Source organism: Lelliottia sp. WB101, assembly GCF_003051885.1.
GTDB classification, from domain to species: domain Bacteria; phylum Pseudomonadota; class Gammaproteobacteria; order Enterobacterales; family Enterobacteriaceae; genus Enterobacter; species Enterobacter nimipressuralis.
This window is the reverse complement of record NZ_CP028520.1, coordinates 2,543,562-2,563,921: the sequence shown is the minus strand read 5'-3', so window position 1 is coordinate 2,563,921 and position 20,360 is coordinate 2,543,562. Positions and strand designations below refer to the sequence as shown.

Genomic DNA, 20,360 nt, shown 5'->3' with positions numbered 1-20,360 from the left:
AGTTTTGCCCGGGTAACCATGTTGAACTGCCGTCTTCTTTGAAGGCGGCAGTTTTCATTTTTTACCGTCCTAACCGGGCAATGACTTGGGTATACGGAGCATAAAGGATAATCATCATGGACAGATTTATAAATCAGCCTCCCACATGGGAAAATTACCTGGGCGATTTGTTACGAGGAAACGCCCCTGTTAATCAGCTTATTCCTGACCATCCCTATTTGCTAGATACGTTGAAACTCGAAGAGATTCTGCATAAAAACACCACGCATATTATGCTTTTGACGATGGATGAGGCTTATGCTGTTGCTGATACATTCTACAATTACGGAACAACCTATGCCGGAAATATTAAAGATACCGTGTCCGGTTTAACCAATATCTTTAAATTCACCAGCTTCATCGATGCCGACAAGCTGGTGTTTCGATTAAAAGGATTGGGTATTAAAGCAGTGCCCTATTTTCACAAAGGCGTCGCCTATATAAAAATCACAGGCTACCCTTCGGTTCGAAGAATTCTCAATGGTACACGTTACGCGGTTAACCATCCCAAAATACTGGAGATCGGTATCGGACAAGCGGGGATTCAGGCAGGGATCTTAAGCGGCGCGCGTTTCTGTATCTACTTCGCGGCAGCACAACGGGTAGTTGAGTACATTTTTTCTTCTGAGCACGATGTCGCGACCTTTATCGGCAACATTACAGCGGATGTGGCGAAAGTAATTGTCAGTGTTTTTATTACTAAAATGTTGATTTCGTTCACTGCAGCTATTGCGGGCGTATTCAGTGTGGTGATACCTATCTCTGCAGGAATATTCCTTACCGTTTTACTGGGATTTATAATTACAAGAAAACTTGTTAAGCTGGACGAAACCCATCAATTGTCCAGACGCTTAATTGAAAGTATTAAGGAAGGAATCAGAGAACAGCAAAAAATATTGGAGTGGAATATGCATCACAGCAGTTCATTTCTCTCGCCCTCAATGGATGGAGGTTTTTAGCGGTATGGACGTGGTTAAACTCAAAGGTTATGTCAGTGCAATAATATGCATTTTACTTTTGTCATATGCAATAGACTTTATCTTAGAAATAGGCTTAACCTTGATCAAGGCCCTTATTAACAGTGAGGATTATATATTTTATGACCCTAAAGATATTCCTCTTCTGCTCTGCATACCTGTAGCCATTTTTTTGGAGGTCGTATGCATTTGCGCACTTTTACCTTTCAAACCCAAAACTGCCCCATTTCTACAAAAACTCATGATCCCAGTAACAATATATGGCGTTGCCTCATTTGCGATTGGCTTTATTATCTCAATCATCATCTCCTTTTACCCTCTCGGCACTGACTACTATAAGTGCCACTCGACAAGTATCATTTCCTCCGGCAGTAGCTATGCCAAAAGCAAAGAGATATGCAGGCAACGAGGGTCTGGCGGCTACTAAGATCTTCTTGTTGGGGGGCGTAAAAAATCTGTTAACCCGCTATCATAAGCGTTTCGGGTTAACAGGAGTCCCTTATGAAATACGTTGGAGCGCACGTGAGCGCAGCAGGTGGTCTTGCGAATGCCGCCATTCGCGCCGCCGAAATCGAGGCGACAGCTTTCGCCCTGTTCACCAAAAATCAGCGCCAGTGGCGCGCTGCGCCGCTCACCACTGAAGTGATTGATGATTTCAAAGCCGCCTGCGAGAAGTATCACTTCGGGCCGGGCCAGATCCTTCCGCATGACAGCTACCTCATTAACCTGGGCCATCCGGTTCAGGAGGCGCTGGATAAATCGCGCGAGGCGTTTCTGGATGAACTTCAGCGCTGCGAACAGCTTGGCCTGACGCTGCTGAACTTCCATCCGGGTAGCCATCTGATGCAGATAGAGGAAGAGGCGTGTCTGGCACGGATCGCCGAATCCATCAATATTGCGCTGGCGCAGACCACCGGCGTCACCGCGGTAATCGAAAACACCGCAGGTCAGGGCAGCAATCTGGGATTCAAGTTTGAGCATCTGGCGGCGATTATCGACGGTGTGGAAGATAAATCCCGCGTCGGCGTCTGCATTGATACCTGCCACGCCTTTGCCGCCGGGTATGACCTGCGCACCCTTGAAGAGTGCGAGAAAACCTTCGCGGAGTTTGAACGTATTGTCGGCTTTAAGTATCTGCGCGGCATGCATTTGAATGATGCCAAAAGCGCGTTCGGCAGCCGCGTGGACCGCCATCACAGTCTGGGTGAGGGCAATATCGGCCACGACGCGTTCCGCTTTATCATGCAGGACGCCCGCTTTGACGGCATCCCAATGGTGCTGGAAACGGTGAATCCGGATATCTGGGCGGAAGAGATCGCCTGGCTGAAAGCCCAGCAAACGGCTGAACAAGCCGCATAAAAAAAGCCGGGTCGCGTAAGCACCCGGCTTTTTACTTTGTCGGTCGGGTAAGCGAAGCGCCACCCGACAAGACGTTTACGCTACTTTCGCAACCACTTCTGCTTCCGGGCGTTTCAGCACCGCGTAAGACAGACCCGCCACCAGCGTACCGGCGATAATCGCGAACAGATAACCCAGTACCGGGGTAATCGCGCCAGGAATCAGCAGAACAAACAGACCACCGTGCGGCGCCATCAGTTTCGCGCCAATCGCCATAGAGATAGCACCAGTTACCGCGCCGCCTGCGATACAGCAAGGCAGAACACGCATCGGATCACGCGCCGCGAACGGAATCGCACCTTCGGTGATGAAGCACAGTCCCAGTACCAGCGCCGCTTTACCGCCCTCTTGCTGCGCCTTATCGAACTTACGGCGTGCAATAATGGTCGCCAGACCCAGCGCCAGCGGTGGCACCATACCGGCAGCCATGATAGCGGCCATCGGGGCATACGTCTGAGTACTCAGCAGACCAACACCAAAGGCGTAAGCCGCTTTGTTGACCGGACCACCCATATCAGTACACATCATGCCGCCAAGGATTGCGCCCAGCAGTACCGCGTTCGCCGTACCCATGGTTTGCAGCCAGTGGGTCAGACCTTCCAGGATACCCGCAACCGGCTTACCAATCAGGTAAATCATACCCAGGCCAACCACCAGGCTGGAGATCAGTGGAATGATAAGGATCGGTTTCAGTGCTTCCATACTTTGCGGCAGCTTCAGCTTCGAGCTGATGGCCTTCGCGACGTAACCGGCCAGAAAACCGGCGATGATACCGCCGATAAAGCCCGAGCCAGTGCTCACAGCCAGCATACCGCCGATAAGACCCGGCGTCAGGCCCGGACGGTCAGCGATGGAGAACGCAATATAACCCGCCAGAACAGGCACCATCAGCGCGAACGCCGAGCCACCACCAATCTGCATCAACGCCGCCGCCAGCGTACCTGGCTCTTTAAAGGCTTCGATACCGAAAGCGAAGGAGAGTGCGATACACAGACCACCCGCAACCACCATCGGCAGCATGTAAGACACGCCGGTCAGCAGGTGACGATAAGCGCCCGCAGACTCTTTTTTGCCTTCGCTGGCGGAGGACTCTGATTTGCCCGTTGGCTGATAAGGTTTCGCTTCAGCCAGTGCTTTATCAAATTCCTGCGCCGTTTTCTTCAGCGCCAGGCCGGTAGAGGTGCGATACATCGGCTTACCGGCAAATTTCGCCAGGTCTACTTCGATATCTGCCGCCACCATGACCAGATCCGCTTCCGCCACCTCTTCCGGGGTGATCGCATTGCCTGCGCCCACGGAACCACGGGTTTCGACCTTCACCCACCAGCCGCGTTTTTTCGCTTCGGTTTCAATGGCTTCAGCCGCCATAAAGGTGTGCGCTACGCCCGTAGGGCAGGCAGTAATCGCCACGATGCGTTTCGGGCCGGTTGCCGTCGCGACTGCTGCGGTAGCAACAGGTACGCTGTAAACAGTTGCGTGGCCTTTCGCTTCGCTCAGGAACAGTTCGGGATGTGCCACCGCGCGATTGATATCGCCCAGCCACACTTTTTTGCCGTTCAGCGCACTGTCAGCCGGGACTTTATCACCCAGAACAATCGCCAGTTCGGCGTCATTTGGGTTGTCGACGAGTTCAACATGCGCATTGTGTGCCGCCGCGCCCAGCAAGGTCTTCGCCATATAGGCGCGAGCTTGTCCAAGTCCGGAATCAATGATCAGCAGCGTTTTCATTATGCCTCTCCTGCTGTTAGTTAAAAGGTTTTAAGTCAACGCGCGCCATCATCGCGGCCAACTGGGTACGTTCGGTAATTCCAACATTGCTCTGACTCACGGCCAGGGCGGCAACAGCGGTAGCAAGACGTAAGGTATGCTCACTGGATTCACGCATCAGCAGGCCGTAGATCAGACCGCCCACCATTGAATCCCCGGCACCTACGGTGCTGACCACTTCCACCGACGGTGGCTTGGCGATCCATTCGCCAGACGCGTTAACCCACAGCGCGCCTTCTGCACCCAGCGAAATCACCACGTGAGCGATACCCTGTTCACGCAGCGCATGGGCCGCTTCAATCACATCTTTCAATTCTGGCAGCTTACGGCCCGCCCAGATCTCCAGTTCGCGGCGATTTGGTTTCACCAGCCACGGAGAGGCTTTCAGACCCGCCACCAGCGCTTCACGGCTGCTGTCGAAAATAATGCACGGGCACTGGCTACGCAGACGCAGCATCCAGTCGGTGAAGGCTTCCGGGCTGACGCCTGACGGCAGACTGCCGCTGACGCAGACCATGTCGAACTGACCCAGCCAGCTCAGAGAGTCATTCACGAAACGCTCCCAGTCCGCGCCGGTGACTTCAAAACCAGAGAAGTTCAGGTCGGTAACTTCGCCGTCTTTTTCCGTCAGCTTGACGTTAATACGGGTACGGCCCTGAACGACCTGGAAACGGTTGGCGATGCCCAGCTCGCTGAACAGCTGCTGAAAACCGTCCTGGTTGTCTTTCCCAAGGAAACCGCCCACGGTCACGTCAATACCTAAGTCTTTCAGCACTTTCGCAACGTTGATGCCTTTACCGGCCGCGTGCAGGCCGGTGGTGCGCACGAGATTGACCTCACCGCGCTCAATTTCAGGGCAAAAACCGACGAGATCGTAAGCCGGGTTCAGCGTAATAGTGGCGACACGTCTGCTCATTATGCGCCCTCCCCCAGACCTGCCGCGATGGCTTCGCCAATCGCTTTCAGCGCCTGTTCAGCATCCGCACCCTGAGCGGTAAAGCGCAGTCGGTGGCCTTTTTTCACGCCCAGCGCGACGACTTTCATCAGGCTGCGGCCATTGGCGGGTTTGCCGGACCCATCGAGGTTGGTCACGGTAATGTCACTTTCGAATTGCTTAATGGTGTTGACCAGCAGAGTGCCAGGACGGGCGTGCAGGCCATGTTCGTTACGCACCACAAACTCAGCGCTCAGCAGGTCGTCGGTCAGTGCGTCATCACTGGTCAGCAGCGCCAGCAACGTGGCGGCATCCGCTTTCAGCAAATGTTCAGCTTTGTTGTTCAGCAGCAGATCGCTCAGGCGCTTCAGCACGACAACCGGCTGTTCATCGGCCATCGCAACCGTCACCAGCAGCGCGGCATGTTCACCATCGGCTTCAAATGCGCTCGCGGCACGGCTTACAGCAATCGCGCTGCGCAGATTACCTTCCGCACTGTCGTTCAGCCAGACGCCCTGACCCAGGTTCAGCGGCTTATCATTAATCACGCGGGCAACGAAGGCGGTGTCAACAGCACCCGCCTCTTTCAGACGACCGGCGTTCAGCGCCTGCAGAGTCACCAGATCGGTGGCCACCACGTCCAGCGTCAGCGTGTCGTTATCCAGCTTCAGCGCGTCGCTCTGTTTTTCACCCATCAGCAGCGCACGCAGCTCTTCTGCGGTGGTAGCAGATTGCAGCTGTTCAGCCACGGAGTCATCGCTCAGCACGTGCGTCAGCTGACGCAGCAGGCCCAGATGCTCATCGCTGCTGGCAGCAATCCCGATGGCCACGTAAGCCACCTGCCCTTCGCCCCACAAAATCCCCTGCGGGAACTGATAAACCTGAACCCCGGTTTTCAGCACCTGGTCGCGGGTATCCGTTGTGCCGTGCGGAATGGCAATGCCATTGCCGAGGAAGGTGGAGGTTTGCTGTTCGCGCGCCAGCATGCCGTCTACATAGCCGTCCGCCACGTTGCCTGCCTGCACGAGGGCAGCGGCAATCTTGCGAATGGCCTCTTCTTTATTACCGGCCTGTTCGCCCGGATGAATATCTTGCACTGATAACTGGAACATAGTTCTCCTCTCTCGCTGAATTGAATCGTTTCAGCCTTAATGAGAAAAAATGCGCTAACCTGCTCCGTCAGTTAAAACAAGATAGCGCTGAAACGTTTCAAGAAGTCTTACGCTTAATGTTCAGCCTTGCAAGAAAAGTCGTGTTTCCTGTTTCAGAATTTAGAAGTGCAGCACATTTCTCCCACATTTGCTGACGTGACAGTCACGTACATCCTTCAGCTTCAGCACACTTCAGCCAATATGATTTTGAAATGGCATTTTGATTTTTCGTGGGGAATTTGACCGCACCACCTGTTTATTTTCTGACAAGCGGCGTAAACTCCGCGACTCTTCAAATTACCGATAGCGAACCATGCACAACTCCCCCGCTGCCGCCTCACCAAAACCCTTTGATTTGACGTCATCGGCGTTTTTGATTGTTGCCTTTCTCACCGGTATCGCCGGCGCGTTACAGACGCCAACGCTGAGCCTGTTCCTGACCAATGAAGTTCACGCCCGTCCGGCGATGGTTGGCTTCTTCTTTACCGGCAGTGCCATCATCGGCATTCTCGTCAGCCAGTTTCTGGCAGGCCGCTCCGACCGAAAAGGCGATCGCAAAAGCCTGATTGTTTTCTGCTGCCTGCTCGGCGTGTTTGCCTGCGTGCTGTTCGCCTGGAACCGCAACTATTTTATCCTGCTGTTTGTCGGCGTGTTCTTGAGTAGCTTTGGTTCCACCGCGAACCCGCAGATGTTTGCCCTTGCACGGGAACACGCGGATCACACGGGGCGCGAAGCGGTAATGTTCAGCTCGATACTACGAGCCCAGGTGTCGCTGGCGTGGGTGATCGGCCCGCCGCTGGCTTACGCGCTGGCGATGGGCTTTGGTTTCACGGTGATGTATCTGAGCGCCGCCGTGGCGTTTGTCGTGTGTGGGATCATGGTCTGGTTTTTCCTGCCCACCATGCGCAAGGAGCCAAAACTGTCGACCGGCACGCTGGAAGCGCCGCGTCGCAACCGCCGCGATGCCCTCCTTCTGTTTATCGTCTGCACGCTGATGTGGGGCACCAACAGCCTCTATATCATCAATATGCCGCTGTTTATTATTGATGAGCTGCATCTGCCGGAAAAACTGGCAGGCATCATGATGGGTACAGCGGCAGGCCTGGAAATCCCGACAATGCTGATCGCCGGTTATTACGCGAAGCGTTTCGGAAAGCGTTTTTTAATGCGGATTGCGGCCGTTGCTGGTTTGCTGTTTTACATCGGAATGCTGACAGTGCACACCCCGGCGTTGCTGCTGGCGTTGCAGCTGCTGAACGCCATCTATATTGGCATTCTCGCGGGGATCGGCATGCTCTACTTCCAGGACTTAATGCCTGGCCAGGCAGGGGCAGCAACGACACTTTATACTAATACCACCCGCGTGGGCTGGATCATTGCGGGCTCGCTGGCAGGGGTTGTGGCGGAAATCTGGAGTTATCACTCGGTGTTCTGGATTGCGCTGGTGATGTGCATCATTACCACCGGCTGTCTGACGCGAATTAAAGATGTCTAGGGCGCGGTGAGCGCTTCCAGCTCAATCAAATAGATCATCGCCTGCTCGCGCGTGCTGCCGCACATCTCTTTTAAGGGCTGAAGCGCACCGCAGACTTTCGGGCGCAGCGGCGAACCAAAGATATTGCACAGATTGGTGTCAGAAAGCTGAACGCAGCGGGTGTTGGCAGGCTTGCCCTCTGGCATGCCTGGGATCGGGCTTGAGATGGACGGCGCGGTGCAGCACGCGCCACAGTCTGGACGACAATCCATAAACCCTCTCTGTCAGTGGCGGATGCCCGTATGGTCGGGCGTGGCGCGCACAGTAACACCTTTTGTGTATTGATAGCAAAAGCCACTAATTCCGCTTGCCTGAAAGGCTGCGCGCGAGTAATTTGGCGCGATATTTTTTACCTCCCAGTAGACAGGATTATTGCAATGCCAAGAGCGAACGAAATTAAGAAAGGTATGGTACTGAACTACAACAGCAAACTGCTGATTGTGAAAGATATCGATGTTCAGTCCCCAAGCGCCCGTGGCGCAGCGACACTGTACAAAATGCGCTTTGCCGATGTGCGTACCGGTCTGAAAGTCGAAGAGCGTTTCAAAGGCGACGATATCGTTGATACCGTGACCCTGACCCGCCGTTTCGTTGATTTCTCTTACATCGACGGCAACGAATACGTGTTCATGGATAAAGAAGACTACACGCCGTATATCTTCACCAAAGACCAGATTGAAGACGAACTGCAGTTTATTCCTGAAGGCGGTATGCCGGATATGCAGGTTCTGACCTGGGATGGCCAGCTGCTGGCACTCGAACTGCCGCAGACCGTGGATCTCGAAATCGTGGAAACGTCACCGGGCATTAAAGGGGCCTCTGCCAGCGCACGTAACAAACCTGCGACGCTGACTACGGGTCTGGTGGTGCAGGTTCCGGAATATCTGTCTGCCGGCGAGAAGATCCGCATCCATATCGAAGAAAAACGTTATATGGGTCGTGCTGACTAATGGTGTTTTGCCGGATGGCGGCTTCGTCTTATCCGGCTCACATAAAAAACGCATAAAAAAACCGACGAATTCGCCGGTTTTTTTGTAGGCCCGTTCAGCGTAGCGCCGCCGGGCATTAATGCCAGTTACAACAGTTCAGGGTACTTCGTCATCTTCAGCGCCAGCTCCACGCCGCGCACTTCCGCCATGCCTTTCAGGCGACCAATCGCCGAATAACCTGGGTTGGTTTTCTTACGCAGATCGTCCAGCATCTGATGTCCGTGGTCTGGACGGAACGGAATCGGACGCAAATCACCCGCTTTCTTACGACGTTGCTCTTCACCCAGAATCGCATCAACCACCGCCACCATATTCACGTCACCGCCGAGATGCGCCGCTTCGTGGAAGGTTTTCGGGTTATCTTCGCGACAGGTCGCGCGCAAGTGGGTGAAGTGAATGCGGTCGCCGAAGGTTTCGATCATGCGTACCAGATCGTTATCCGCGCGTACGCCGTAAGAACCGGTGCACATGGTGAAACCATTGTTAATGCTGTCGACGGTCTCTTTCAGCCATTGCATATCTTCAATGGTCGAGACGATGCGCGGCAGGCCGAGAATTGGGCGCGGTGGATCGTCCGGATGAACCGCCAGACGTAAACCGCAGGCTTCCGCCACCGGCACAATCGCGCGCAGGAAGTAGGCCATGTTTTCGCGCAGCTGATTTTTGTCGATGTCGCCGTATTCCGCCAGACGTGCGCGGAACTGATCCAGCGTGTACCCCTCTTCCGCACCCGGCAGGCCAGCAATGATATTACGGGTCAGCTTCTCGATATCCGCTTCCGTCGCCTCGTTAAACCATTTCAGCGCCTGCTGCTGCTCTTCGGCGGAATAGTCCGCGTCGGCGCCCGGACGCTTAAGGATGTGCAGTTCAAAGGCGGCAAAAGCAATCTGGTCGAAACGCAGGGCTTTAGAGCCGTCTGGCATCTGGTACTCAAGGTCGGTACGCGTCCAGTCCAGAATCGGCATAAAGTTGTAGCACACGGTATCAATACCGCAGGCCGCCAGATTGCGGATGCTTTGCTGATAGTTGGCAATCCAGGTGTCAAACTCGCCGGAATGGGTTTTGATGTCTTCGTGCACCGGGATACTTTCAACGACTGACCAGGTCAGCCCTTTTTCCGCCAGCACAGCCTGGCGTTTTTTAATCTCTTCCAGCGGCCAGACCTGACCGTTCGGAATATGGTGCAGTGCCGTGACAACACCCGTTGCGCCAGCCTGACGCACATCATCAAGAGAAACCGGATCATTCGGCCCGTACCAACGCCAGGTTTGTTCCATTGCCTCACCCTCTAAAGTTGTTATACCAATATGATTGTTGCAATGACGACTACCATACATGTTTGTTTCAGACGGTCAATACAGGCGGCAGCATTGATTGATCGAACTCACAGAATCTGGATATTTACGGCTTACCAATTCAATTTGCTGTCATATAACTTTACACTGCCATTGTTAATTAATGGTTAATCAGGTGTGTATTTCATGAAGACAATTGCCTCCACCGCGCTCCCTTCTCATGTGCAACTGCCGCAGTTCGATCGTCAGCAGCTGCGCTCCCGCATCGTTCATTTCGGTTTTGGTGCCTTCCATCGCGCGCATCAGGCGTTGTTAACAAACCGCGTGCTTAACGCCAAAGGGGGCGACTGGGGGATCTGTGAAATTAGCCTGTTCAGCGGCGATACGCTGATGAGCCAGCTGCGCGCCCAGGATCATCTGTTTACGGTGCTGGAGAAAGGGGCTGAGGGTAATCAGCCGATTATCGTCGGGGCAGTGCATGAGTGCCTCAATGCCAAACTCGATTCGCTGGCAGCCATTATTGAAAAGTTCTGCGAGCCGCAGGTGGCGATTGTGTCGCTCACCATCACCGAAAAAGGCTATTGCATCGATCCGGCGACGGGCCGACTGGATACGCAAAATGCGCGCATCGTTCACGATCTGGAAAATCCGTCTGAGCCGCACTCGGCGCCGGGGATTCTGGTTGAAGCCTTATACCGTCGCCACGCGCGCGGGCTGGCACCCTTTACCGTGCTCTCCTGCGACAATATTCCGGACAACGGTCATGTCGTGAAAAACGCGGTGCTGGGGATGGCGGAGAAACGCTCGCCTGAGCTTGCCGCCTGGATTGCTGAGCACGTCAGCTTCCCCGGTACCATGGTTGACCGCATTGTTCCTGCCGCCACCGACGCATCGCTCGCCGAGATTACCCAGGAACTCGGCGTGGAAGACCCTTGCGCCATCAGCTGCGAGCCGTTTATCCAGTGGGTGGTGGAAGATAACTTCGTTGCCGGTCGTCCGGAGTGGGAACTGGCGGGCGTGCAGATGGTGCAGGACGTTTTACCCTGGGAACAGATGAAGCTGCGTATGCTTAACGGCAGCCACTCCTTCCTGGCGTATCTCGGCTATCTTGCCGGTTACGCCCACATTAATGAGTGCATGGAGGACGACGCGTTCCAAGAAGCCGCGCGCCGCCTGATGCTGGATGAGCAGGCTCCCACTCTGCGGATTACTGACGTTGACCTGACGGGATATGCCGACAGCCTGATCGACCGCTTTGCCAACCCTGCACTACAGCATCGCACCTGGCAGATCGCGATGGATGGCAGCCAGAAATTGCCGCAGCGTATGCTTGAGGGCGTACGCGTTCATTTAGCACGTGAGAGCGCCTGGCCGCTGCTGGCGCTGGGGATCGCGGGCTGGATGCGCTACGTCAGCGGTGTGGATGATAACGGCAACGCCATTGATATTCGCGATCCTCTCAGCGATAAAATTCGTGCACTCGTAGAAACCAGTAGCGAAGAGGAGCGCGTCAGCGCCCTGCTGACGCTGGGTGAAATTTTTGGCACCGATCTGCCCCAGCATCCGCAGTTCGTCGAGGCCATTCGTGAGGCGTATCAACGTATTGCTCAGCACGGGGCGCGCCAGGCTGTGATTGACGCCGTGATGATTTAACCGATCATGCGCTTAAAGCGGACGGGGGACACTCCGTTCGCTCCTGCCCTTCCCAATACTCTTTTTTTTCGCCAGGATAATAATCATTGTTCGTGCATGATGATTATCTCCTGGAGTTCACGTGACCAAAACTAACCTGGTAACCGGCTTTCTCGGCAGCGGTAAAACCACCTCAATCCTTCATCTGCTGGCTAATAAGGATCCGGCGGAGAAATGGGCCATACTGGTTAACGAATTCGGCGAGATTGGGATTGACGGCGCACTGCTGGCTGACTCGGGCGCGCTGGTCAAAGAGATCCCCGGCGGATGCATGTGCTGCGTCAACGGCTTGCCGATGCAGGTCGGTCTCAACACCCTGCTGCGTCAGGGCAAACCGGACCGCTTAATCATTGAGCCGACCGGTTTAGGCCATCCCAAACAAATTCTCGATCTGCTTACCGCTCCGGTGTATGAGCCCTGGATCGATCTGCGTGCGACGCTGTGTATCCTCGACCCACGCCAGCTACTGGACGAGAAAGTAGTACGCAATGAAAACTTCCGCGACCAGCTGGCTGCCGCCGATATCATTGTGGCGAATAAAGAGGATCGCGCATCCCAGGAGAGCCGTGACGCCTTTGACTTCTGGTGGCAGAATTTTGGTCACGATCGCCAGTTCGTGCTGGCCACCCAGGGGAAAATTGATAATACCCTGCTCGACCTGCCGCGTCGGAATTTGACAGAATTGCCTGCCAGTGCCGCGCACTCACACGCGCATGTGGCGCAAAAAGGGCTGGCAGCCCTGAGCCTGCCAGAACATCAGCGCTGGCGTCGCAGCCTCAACAGCGGGCAGGGTTATCAGGCCTGTGGCTGGATTTTTGATGCCGATACCTGCTTTGACACCATTGGCATTCTGGAATGGGCACGCCTCGCGCCGGTGGATCGCGTGAAAGGCGTGATGCGCACACCGGACGGGCTGGTGCGCATTAACCGTCAGGGCGCCGATTTTTTCATTGAAACGCAAAATGTCGCCCCGCCCGACAGCCGAATAGAGTTAATTAGTGCGGTTAATACGGACTGGAACGCACTTCAGGCCAGCTTGTTGAAGCTTCGTTTAAGTTCGAGCCACTAACGTTGCCGGGACTTAACTGCTATGCATATGACGATGATTAAAAAAATCCCCCTGATATTACTGCTTAACGCCGCCGGTCTGGCGCTCTTCTTATCCTGGTATTTACCAGTGAACCATGGTTTCTGGTTCCCGGTGGATGCCGGTATTTTCCACTTCTTCAATGAACAGCTGGTGAAGAGCAAGGTGATCCTGTGGCTGGTGGCAATCACCAACAATCGCGCCTTCGATGGCTGTTCTCTGCTGGCGATGGGCTGCTTAATGCTCTCATTCTGGCTGAAAGAAGATGCGACAGGACGCCGCCGCATCATCCTGATTGGCCTGGTGATGCTGCTCACCGCCGTGGTGATAAACCAACTGGCGCAAGGGCTGATGCCGGTCAAACGCTCCAGCCCTTCACTCTTCTTCCCAAATATTCATCGGGTGAGTGAATTACTGAATATCTCGACCAAAGACGCATCGAAAGACAGTTTCCCTGGCGATCACGGAATGATGCTGCTTATTTTTGCCTCTTTCATGCTGCGCTATTTTGGCAAAAAAGCCTTTGCGGTTGCCCTGATTATTGTTGTGGTTTTTGCCTTCCCGCGCGTAATGATCGGCGCTCACTGGCTAACGGATATTGTCGTCGGTTCACTTTCTGCTGTGCTGATTGGTGTACCGTGGGTCTTAATGACACCACTCAGCGACCGTCTGATTGCGCTATTTGATCGCTATCTTCCGGGCAAAATGCAACAAACAGAAAACAAATAACCAACCTAAATTAACATCATCCATCAGGGATCATTTTCGATCCCTGATGTTTTTCCCGCCACCGCCGCCCTATTTTGTCATCTTCTCGTAATATCATTCATCAGCTAAATGAATGCGTTGCGTGAGTTTTAACCTAAACTGCCGCTATTTTAAGCAATCCCGGTTAATCACTTTCTCTATCACAATTTCTTATAAAAAATCGGATATTTTTGCTCGCATTGACTAAGGCGATCGGGTAATCTCGAACTCGTTTTGCCTCACAGAGATAATTATTCTCAGGGTGAATAAGTTTGTGCGTTAGAGCACAGATTTGACCATAAAGAATTGTCTCATTGTGCGCAGGTATTTAGTCTCGTCACGTTTGGCATTTTTATAACGATATTTATCGTTAAGGACTTCAAGGGAAAATAATCAAAATGGTCAAATCTCAACCGATTTTGAGATATATCTTGCGGGGAATCCCGGCAATAGCAGTTGCGGTACTGCTGTCTGCATGTAGTTCGACAAACACCGCGAAGAATATGCATCCTGAGACGCGTGTTGTGGGCATGGAAGATGCCTCGTCACTGCAAGCCTCTCAGGATGAATTTGAGAACATGGTACGTAATCTGGACGTGAAGTCCCGCATTATGGACCAGTATGCTGACTGGAAAGGTGTGCGCTATCGCCTTGGCGGCAGCACCAAAAAAGGTATCGATTGTTCCGGTTTTGTACAGCGTACATTCCGCGAGCAGTTTGGCTTAGATCTGCCTCGTTCGACTTACGAACAGCAGGAAATGGGTAAATCCATCTCGCGTACAAAATTGCGTACCGGTGATTTGGTTCTGTTCCGTGCAGGTTCTACAGGCCGACACGTGGGTATCTATATCGGCAACGACCAGTTTGTTCATGCCTCCACCAGCAGCGGTGTCACGATTTCCAGCATGAATGAACCCTACTGGAAGAAGCGCTACAACGAAGCGCGCCGTGTACTGAGTCGCAGTTAATCTGTTGTGTTGTTGGTTATCCCTTGGCTGACAACACAATAAAAAATAAGCACTGCTTCGGCAGTGTTTTTTTTTGCCCGTTTAACCCCGTGCGCTCTGCCTTCACAGATGACTGGTTGCAAAAAACCAGGCTATAGTCTTGTAAATACGTAAGATTAGTCGTCCTGCCGGAATCACGACGATCCAGGAACAATGACGTTTATGCTCACTCGTTTCTTTTCCACCAGCCGCAAAGTTCTGACAGGCAGCATCCTCGCGGGCATTATCGTTGCCCTACTCTGCGGAATGTTGCAGTTTTTTCTGAGCTATCATAAGCGGGAAGCAAAATTCGATACCCTGATCGTTGACCTTCGGGTCTACATGGAGAGCTATTTCTCTGAGCTGAAAACCTCGATTGATACCCTCCAACCCTTCACGCTGAGCAGTTGCCAGGATGTGAGTGCGGAGCTAACGTCCCGCGCCGCCTTTAGCGTTAACGTGCGCGCATTTTTACTGGTCCGCGATAACACCGCATTTTGTTCTTCCGCCACCGGGCCAATGCGTGTCACGATGAAGGAGCTGATACCCGATCTGGATACCACCAAATCCGTTGATATGGTGCTGCTGCCCGGTACGCCAATGCTGCCAGACAAGCCCGCTATCGCCATCTGGTATCAGAACCCGCTGGTCAAAGGCGACGGGGTATTTACGTCAATCAACATCAATTTAACGCCCTATTTGCTCTATACCTCACGTCAGGATGAGTTTGCCGGTATTGCGGTGATGATTGGCAATAAAGCGTTATCCACCTTCTCGAACCATCTGCTGAACGTCCAGGATATGCATGAAACCGCTATCCGCACCGCCATGCTGAAAACGGTTCCGCTCACCATCAAGGTGTATGCGCAGAAGTGGACGCCCTATGAAATTCTGTTCGCCCTGCTCTTCGGCCTGATATGCGGTATTGCGGCGGGAACCCTCTCTTTTTATATTCTCACCATCCGTTTGCATCCCGGAAAAGAGATCCTTTCGGCCATCAAACACGGTCAGTTCTATGTGGTGTATCAGCCGGTTGTTGATACAAAAGAGCTGAAGATGCAGGGCTGCGAAGTGCTGATGCGCTGGAAACACCCGACGATGGGTGAAATACCGCCGGATGCCTTTATCAACTTCGCAGAAGCGCAAAGGCTGATTGTCCCGCTGACGCTGCATCTTTTCGATCTGATCATCCGCGACGCGGCGCTGCTGCAAACCGTGCTGCCGCCGGGCGCCAAGCTGGGCATTAACATCGCGCCGGGCCATCTGCATTCGGACAGTTTTAAAGATGACATGCGCAACTTCGCGGCGTCGCTGCCGCCAGACCACTTCCAGGTGGTTCTGGAAATTACCGAACGCGACATGATTAATCAGCTCGAAGCGGCCCCGTTATTCGAATGGTTGCATCATGAAGGCTTTGAAATCGCGATAGATGATTTTGGCACCGGCCACAGTGCGCTGATTTATCTGGAGCGGTTCACGATGGATTATTTGAAAATCGATCGCGGTTTTGTGAACGCCATTGGTACGGAAACGGTCACATCTCCGGTGCTGGATGCCGTGCTGACGCTCGCCCGACGGCTGAACATGGTCACCGTTGCTGAAGGTGTCGAAACACCGGAGCAGGCCGCCTGGCTGCGCCAGCATGGGGTAAACTACCTTCAGGGCTACTGGATCAGCCGCCCAATGCCGCTGGCACAATTCCTGAAATGGCAGCCCGATTTCGTCAAGGACAGTGAATAATTTCACAATGACCGTTTCGTCACTTATGATTCAGCTACACCAGACGCCTCACTATGGGTGAGCCAGAATAAAAGAGGGATACGCTGCCAATGACTATGCGCTTTGTTTTGCTGTTAATGGCGTTATTCAGCGTGACCTGCCAGGCGCAGAGTATTAAAGAGAGCTACGCGTTCGCCGTGCTCGGCGAGCCGAAGTATGAAGCGAACTTTACCCACTTCGATTACGTCAATCCTGCGGCTCCCAAAGGCGGAGCCATCACCCTCTCCGCCCTCGGGACGTTTGATAACTTTAACCGTTTCGCCCTGCGCGGTGTCGCCGCCGAACGCACCGATGCCCTGTATGACACGCTGTTTGTCACCTCGGATGATGAGCCAGGCAGTTACTACCCGCTGATCGCTGATTCCGCGCGCTACGCGGATGATTTTTCCTGGGCGGAAGTCACCCTCAACCCACGCGCCCGTTTTCACGACGGTTCCCCGGTAAAAGCCAGCGATGTGGCCTTTACCTTCCACAAGTTTATGACCGAAGGGGTGCCGCAGTTCCGCCTGGTATTCAAGGGCGCGACCGTCAAAGCCATCGCCCCGCTGACCGTGCGCATCGAGCTGGCAGAGCCGGGTAAAGAGAGCATGCTGAGTCTTTTCTCACTCCCGGTAATGCCTGAATCGTTCTGGAAAAATCATAAGCTGAGCGACCCGATCGCCACGCCTCCGCTGGCGGGTGGCCCTTACCGCATCACCCACTGGAAAATGGGGCAATATCTGGTCTATTCCCGCGTCAAAGACTACTGGGCGGCTAATTTGCCGGTCAATCGGGGACGCTGGAATTTCGATACGATTCGCTACGACTACTATCTGGACGACAATGTCGCCTTCGAAGCCTTCAAGGCCGGGGCGTTTGATCTGCGCGCAGAAGTCAGCCCGAAAAACTGGGCGACGCGCTATATAGGCAAGAATTTTTCTAACCATTTCATCGTTAAAGACGAGCAAAAAAATGAATCCGCGCAGGATACACGCTGGCTGGCATTTAATATTCAGCGTCCGGTCTTTGCCGACCGGCGCGTGCGTCAGGCCATCACGCTGGCGTTTGACTTTGAATGGATGAACAAGGCGCTGTTTTACGGGGCTTACAGCCGCACCAACAGCTATTTCCAGAATACGGAATACGCAGCCCGCCAGTATCCCGATGCCGCCGAGCTGACCCTGCTTGCGCCCCTAAAAGCTGAAGTGCCGCCGGAAGTTTTCACCAGTATCTTTGAGCCACCAACCTCAAAAGGGGATGGCTACGACCGTGACAACTTGCTTAAAGCCAGCAAACTGCTTGACGACGCGGGCTGGGTGCTTAAAAACCAGAAACGGGTGAATACGCAGACCGGTAAACCCCTCAGCTTTGAGCTGCTGCTCTCCTCCGCCGGTAATAATCAGTGGGTATTGCCGTTCCAGCACAATCTGGAGCGTTTGGGCGTCACCGTGGAGATTCGTCAGGTCGATAACGCGCAAATCACTAACCGAATGCGCAACCGCGATTACGACATGATGCCGCGCGTCTGGCAGGCACAGCCGTGGCCAAACACCAATCTGCGCATCTCGTGGGCGTCGGAATACATCAACTCGACCTACAACGCGCCGGGCGTTAAAAGCCCGGTCATCGACAACCTGATAAACCAAATCATTGCCGCGCAGGGCGATAAGACGAAGCTGGTCCCTCTGGGCCGCGCGCTCGATCGCGTCCTGACCTGGAACTACTACATGCTGCCGATGTGGTTTATGGGGGAAGATCGACTGGCCTACTGGGACAAATTCTCTCAGCCATCCATTCGCCCGATCTATTCCCTGGGGCTAGATAACTGGTGGTATGACGTCAATAAAGCCGCAAAACTGCCCGCTGAACGGCGTTAAGGAATACAGATGGGTGCTTACCTGATTCGCCGTTTACTGCTGATAATCCCCACCCTGTGGGCGATTATCACCATTAACTTTTTCATTGTGCAGATTGCGCCGGGCGGCCCGGTCGATCAGGCTATTGCTGCCATTGAGTTTGGCAACAACAGCGGCCTACCGGGCGGCGGCGGCGAAGGCCTGCGCGCCAGCCACGCACAAACCGGCACCGGAAATATCAGTGAAAGCCATTATCGCGGGGGACGCGGATTAGATCCTGAGGTGATCGCTGAGATCACCCACCGCTACGGTTTCGACAAACCCATTCACGAGCGATATTTCAAAATGCTCTGGGACTATATCCGCTTCGATTTCGGCGACAGCCTGTTCCGCAGCGCCTCGGTAATTCAGCTCATCAAAGACAGCCTGCCGGTGTCGATCACCCTCGGATTGTGGGGGACGCTGATTATCTACCTGGTGTCGATTCCGCTTGGGATCCGCAAAGCGGTGCACAACGGCAGCCGTTTCGACATCTGGAGCAGCACCTTCATCATTATCGGGTACGCGATCCCGGCGTTTCTGTTCGCCGTGCTGTTGATTGTCTTTTTCGCTGGCGGCAGCTATTTCGACCTCTTCCCTCTGCGTGGACTGGTGTCAGCTGATTTCAGCTCGCTGCCCTGGTATCAGAAAATCACCGATTATCTCTGGCATATCACCCTGCCGGTGCTGGCGACGGTGATTGGCGGGTTTGCCGCCCTGACGATGCTGACCAAAAACGCCTTTCTGGATGAGATCCGCAAACAGTACGTGGTCACCGCGCGGGCTAAAGGGGTGAGCGAAAAACAGATCATGTGGAAACATGTGTTCCGCAACGCCATGCTGCTGGTCATCGCCGGCTTCCCGGCCACTTTTATCAGCATGTTTTTCACCGGCTCGCTGCTGATTGAGGTGATGTTCTCCCTCAATGGCCTCGGCCTGCTCGGCTACGAAGCCACCGTGTCGCGCGACTATCCCGTGATGTTTGGCACACTCTACATTTTCACCCTGATTGGCCTGCTGCTGAATATTGTCAGCGATATCAGCTATACGCTGGTCGATCCTCGTATTGATTTTGAGGGCCGCTGATGCCGCATTTAAGCCCCGTCAACCAGGCCCGCTGGGCACGTTTTCGCCACAATCGTCGCGGCTACTGGTCGCTGTGGATCTTCGCCATCCTGTTTATCCTGAGCCTCTGTTCAGAGCTGATTGCCAACGACAAACCGCTGCTGGTGCATTTCAACGATCGCTGGTACACGCCGGTACTCACCAACTACAGCGAAAGTGATTTTGGCGGGCCCTTTGCCACACCGGCTGACTATCAGGACCCGTGGCTGCGCGATCAGCTCGACAACCACGGCTGGGTGCTGTGGGCGCCCATTCGCTTTGGCGCGAACAGTATCAACTTCTCCACCTCTACTCCCTTCCCTTCTGCGCCCTCCGCGCAAAACTGGCTGGGGACGGATGCCAACGGCGGAGACGTGCTGGCACGCATTCTCTACGGCACGCGGATATCTATTCTCTTTGGCCTGATGCTAACGCTGTTTTCCAGCGTAATGGGAGTTGTCGCGGGAGCGGTACAGGGTTATTACGGCGGTAAAATCGATCTGTGGGGCCAGCGTTTTATCGAGGTCTGGTCGGGCATGCCGACGCTGTTTTTAATTATCTTGCTCTCGAGCGTGTTACAGCCCAACTTCTGGTGGCTGCTCGGTATCACTGTGCTGTTTGGCTGGATGGCGCTGGTAGGCGTGGTGCGCGCCGAGTTTTTGCGCACCCGTAACTTTGATTACATTCGTGCGGCGCAGGCGCTGGGGGTGAGCGATCGCAGCATCATTTTCCGCCACATGCTGCCCAACGCGGTGGTCGCGACCCTGACCTTCCTGCCCTTTATTCTGTGCAGTTCGATAACCACCCTCACCTCTCTTGATTTTCTCGGTTTCGGCTTGCCGCTTGGCTCACCGTCTCTGGGCGAGCTGTTGCTGCAGGGGAAAAACAATCTTCAGGCGCCCTGGCTGGGCATTACGGCGTTTCTGTCGGTGGCCATACTGCTCTCGTTACTGATTTTTATTGGCGAAGCGGTCCGCGATGCCTTTGATCCTAATAAGGCGGTATAA

Annotated in this window: 18 protein-coding genes; 13 read left to right on the top strand and 5 right to left on the bottom strand. The window is 54.0% G+C overall.

Annotation, left to right across the window (positions count from 1 at the left end; genetic code table 11):
* Positions 1 to 116 precede the first annotated feature (116 nt).
* The 3 genes from DAI21_RS12300 (at position 117) to nfo (ending at position 2,375) form a co-directional block, all read left to right on the top strand.
* A complete protein-coding gene (locus DAI21_RS12300; RefSeq protein WP_107703223.1) occupies positions 117 to 998 on the top strand; it encodes a hypothetical protein in 882 nt (293 codons plus the stop codon).
* Between the two features lie 4 nt (positions 999 to 1,002).
* Positions 1,003 to 1,443, top strand: a complete 441-nt coding sequence (locus tag DAI21_RS12295) for a hypothetical protein (RefSeq protein ID WP_107703222.1) — start codon at positions 1,003 to 1,005, stop codon at positions 1,441 to 1,443.
* 74 nt (positions 1,444 to 1,517) lie between these two features.
* Positions 1,518 to 2,375 carry a deoxyribonuclease IV gene (nfo, locus tag DAI21_RS12290; RefSeq protein ID WP_107703221.1) on the top strand — a complete coding sequence of 286 codons (858 nt, stop codon included), beginning with the start codon at positions 1,518 to 1,520 and terminating at the stop codon, positions 2,373 to 2,375.
* 75 nt (positions 2,376 to 2,450) lie between these two features.
* Here the strand turns inward: nfo and fruA are convergent, their stop codons facing one another.
* From fruA to fruB, 3 genes are read right to left on the bottom strand one after another with little or no spacing between them, the layout of a single operon-like run.
* The gene (gene fruA, locus DAI21_RS12285; RefSeq protein WP_107703220.1) at positions 2,451 to 4,142 is read right to left on the bottom strand and encodes a PTS fructose transporter subunit IIBC; all 1,692 of its coding nucleotides are present in this window, start codon (positions 4,140 to 4,142) and stop codon (positions 2,451 to 2,453) included.
* Between the two features lie 16 nt (positions 4,143 to 4,158).
* Positions 4,159 to 5,097, bottom strand: coding sequence for a 1-phosphofructokinase (fruK, locus tag DAI21_RS12280; protein WP_100779512.1), 939 nt, complete (start codon positions 5,095 to 5,097; stop codon positions 4,159 to 4,161).
* Positions 5,097 to 6,227, bottom strand: coding sequence for a fused PTS fructose transporter subunit IIA/HPr protein (fruB, locus tag DAI21_RS12275; protein WP_107703219.1), 1,131 nt, complete (start codon positions 6,225 to 6,227; stop codon positions 5,097 to 5,099). Before fruB ends, fruK begins: the two co-directional genes overlap by 1 nt.
* Before the next feature lie 352 nt (positions 6,228 to 6,579).
* Here fruB and setB point away from each other — a divergent pair, with 352 nt between their 5' ends.
* The gene (setB, locus tag DAI21_RS12270; RefSeq protein ID WP_107703218.1) at positions 6,580 to 7,761 is read left to right on the top strand and encodes a sugar efflux transporter SetB; all 1,182 of its coding nucleotides are present in this window, start codon (positions 6,580 to 6,582) and stop codon (positions 7,759 to 7,761) included.
* Here setB and DAI21_RS12265 read toward each other — a convergent pair.
* The gene (locus DAI21_RS12265) at positions 7,758 to 8,012 is read right to left on the bottom strand and encodes a YkgJ family cysteine cluster protein (protein ID WP_100779509.1); all 255 of its coding nucleotides are present in this window, start codon (positions 8,010 to 8,012) and stop codon (positions 7,758 to 7,760) included. The genes setB and DAI21_RS12265 overlap by 4 nt on opposite strands.
* 165 nt (positions 8,013 to 8,177) lie before the next feature.
* Between DAI21_RS12265 and yeiP the strand changes: the two genes are divergently transcribed.
* Positions 8,178 to 8,750 carry an elongation factor P-like protein YeiP gene (gene yeiP / locus DAI21_RS12260; protein ID WP_095282688.1) on the top strand — a complete coding sequence of 191 codons (573 nt, stop codon included), beginning with the start codon at positions 8,178 to 8,180 and terminating at the stop codon, positions 8,748 to 8,750.
* Between the two features lie 125 nt (positions 8,751 to 8,875).
* Here yeiP and uxuA read toward each other — a convergent pair whose 3' ends face one another.
* A complete protein-coding gene (gene uxuA / locus DAI21_RS12255; RefSeq protein WP_107703217.1) occupies positions 8,876 to 10,066 on the bottom strand; it encodes a mannonate dehydratase in 1,191 nt (396 codons plus the stop codon).
* 204 nt (positions 10,067 to 10,270) lie between these two features.
* On the opposite strand from uxuA, the gene DAI21_RS12250 reads away from it, so the two are divergent.
* From DAI21_RS12250 to DAI21_RS12215, 8 genes are all read left to right on the top strand, one after another.
* Complete coding sequence (locus tag DAI21_RS12250) at positions 10,271 to 11,737, top strand: mannitol dehydrogenase family protein (protein ID WP_107703216.1); 1,467 nt, start codon at positions 10,271 to 10,273, stop codon at positions 11,735 to 11,737.
* Between the two features lie 121 nt (positions 11,738 to 11,858).
* On the top strand, positions 11,859 to 12,845 hold the full coding sequence (locus tag DAI21_RS12245) for a GTP-binding protein (protein WP_107703215.1): 987 nt from the start codon (positions 11,859 to 11,861) through the stop codon (positions 12,843 to 12,845).
* 33 nt (positions 12,846 to 12,878) lie between these two features.
* Positions 12,879 to 13,592 carry a phosphatase PAP2 family protein gene (locus DAI21_RS12240; RefSeq protein ID WP_107704245.1) on the top strand — a complete coding sequence of 238 codons (714 nt, stop codon included), beginning with the start codon at positions 12,879 to 12,881 and terminating at the stop codon, positions 13,590 to 13,592.
* Between the two features lie 416 nt (positions 13,593 to 14,008).
* Positions 14,009 to 14,578 carry a bifunctional murein DD-endopeptidase/murein LD-carboxypeptidase gene (gene mepS, locus DAI21_RS12235; RefSeq protein ID WP_100779505.1) on the top strand — a complete coding sequence of 190 codons (570 nt, stop codon included), beginning with the start codon at positions 14,009 to 14,011 and terminating at the stop codon, positions 14,576 to 14,578.
* Between the two features lie 201 nt (positions 14,579 to 14,779).
* A complete protein-coding gene (locus DAI21_RS12230) occupies positions 14,780 to 16,336 on the top strand; it encodes a cyclic di-GMP phosphodiesterase (protein WP_100780845.1) in 1,557 nt (518 codons plus the stop codon).
* A gap of 89 nt (positions 16,337 to 16,425) precedes the next feature.
* Positions 16,426 to 18,231: an extracellular solute-binding protein gene (locus DAI21_RS12225; RefSeq protein ID WP_107703214.1), complete on the top strand. Its 1,806-nt coding sequence runs from the start codon at positions 16,426 to 16,428 to the stop codon at positions 18,229 to 18,231.
* A gap of 9 nt (positions 18,232 to 18,240) precedes the next feature.
* A complete protein-coding gene (locus DAI21_RS12220; RefSeq protein ID WP_107703213.1) occupies positions 18,241 to 19,335 on the top strand; it encodes a microcin C ABC transporter permease YejB in 1,095 nt (364 codons plus the stop codon).
* Positions 19,335 to 20,360 carry an ABC transporter permease gene (locus DAI21_RS12215; RefSeq protein WP_107703212.1) on the top strand — a complete coding sequence of 342 codons (1,026 nt, stop codon included), beginning with the start codon at positions 19,335 to 19,337 and terminating at the stop codon, positions 20,358 to 20,360. The genes DAI21_RS12220 and DAI21_RS12215 overlap by 1 nt, the downstream gene beginning before the upstream one ends.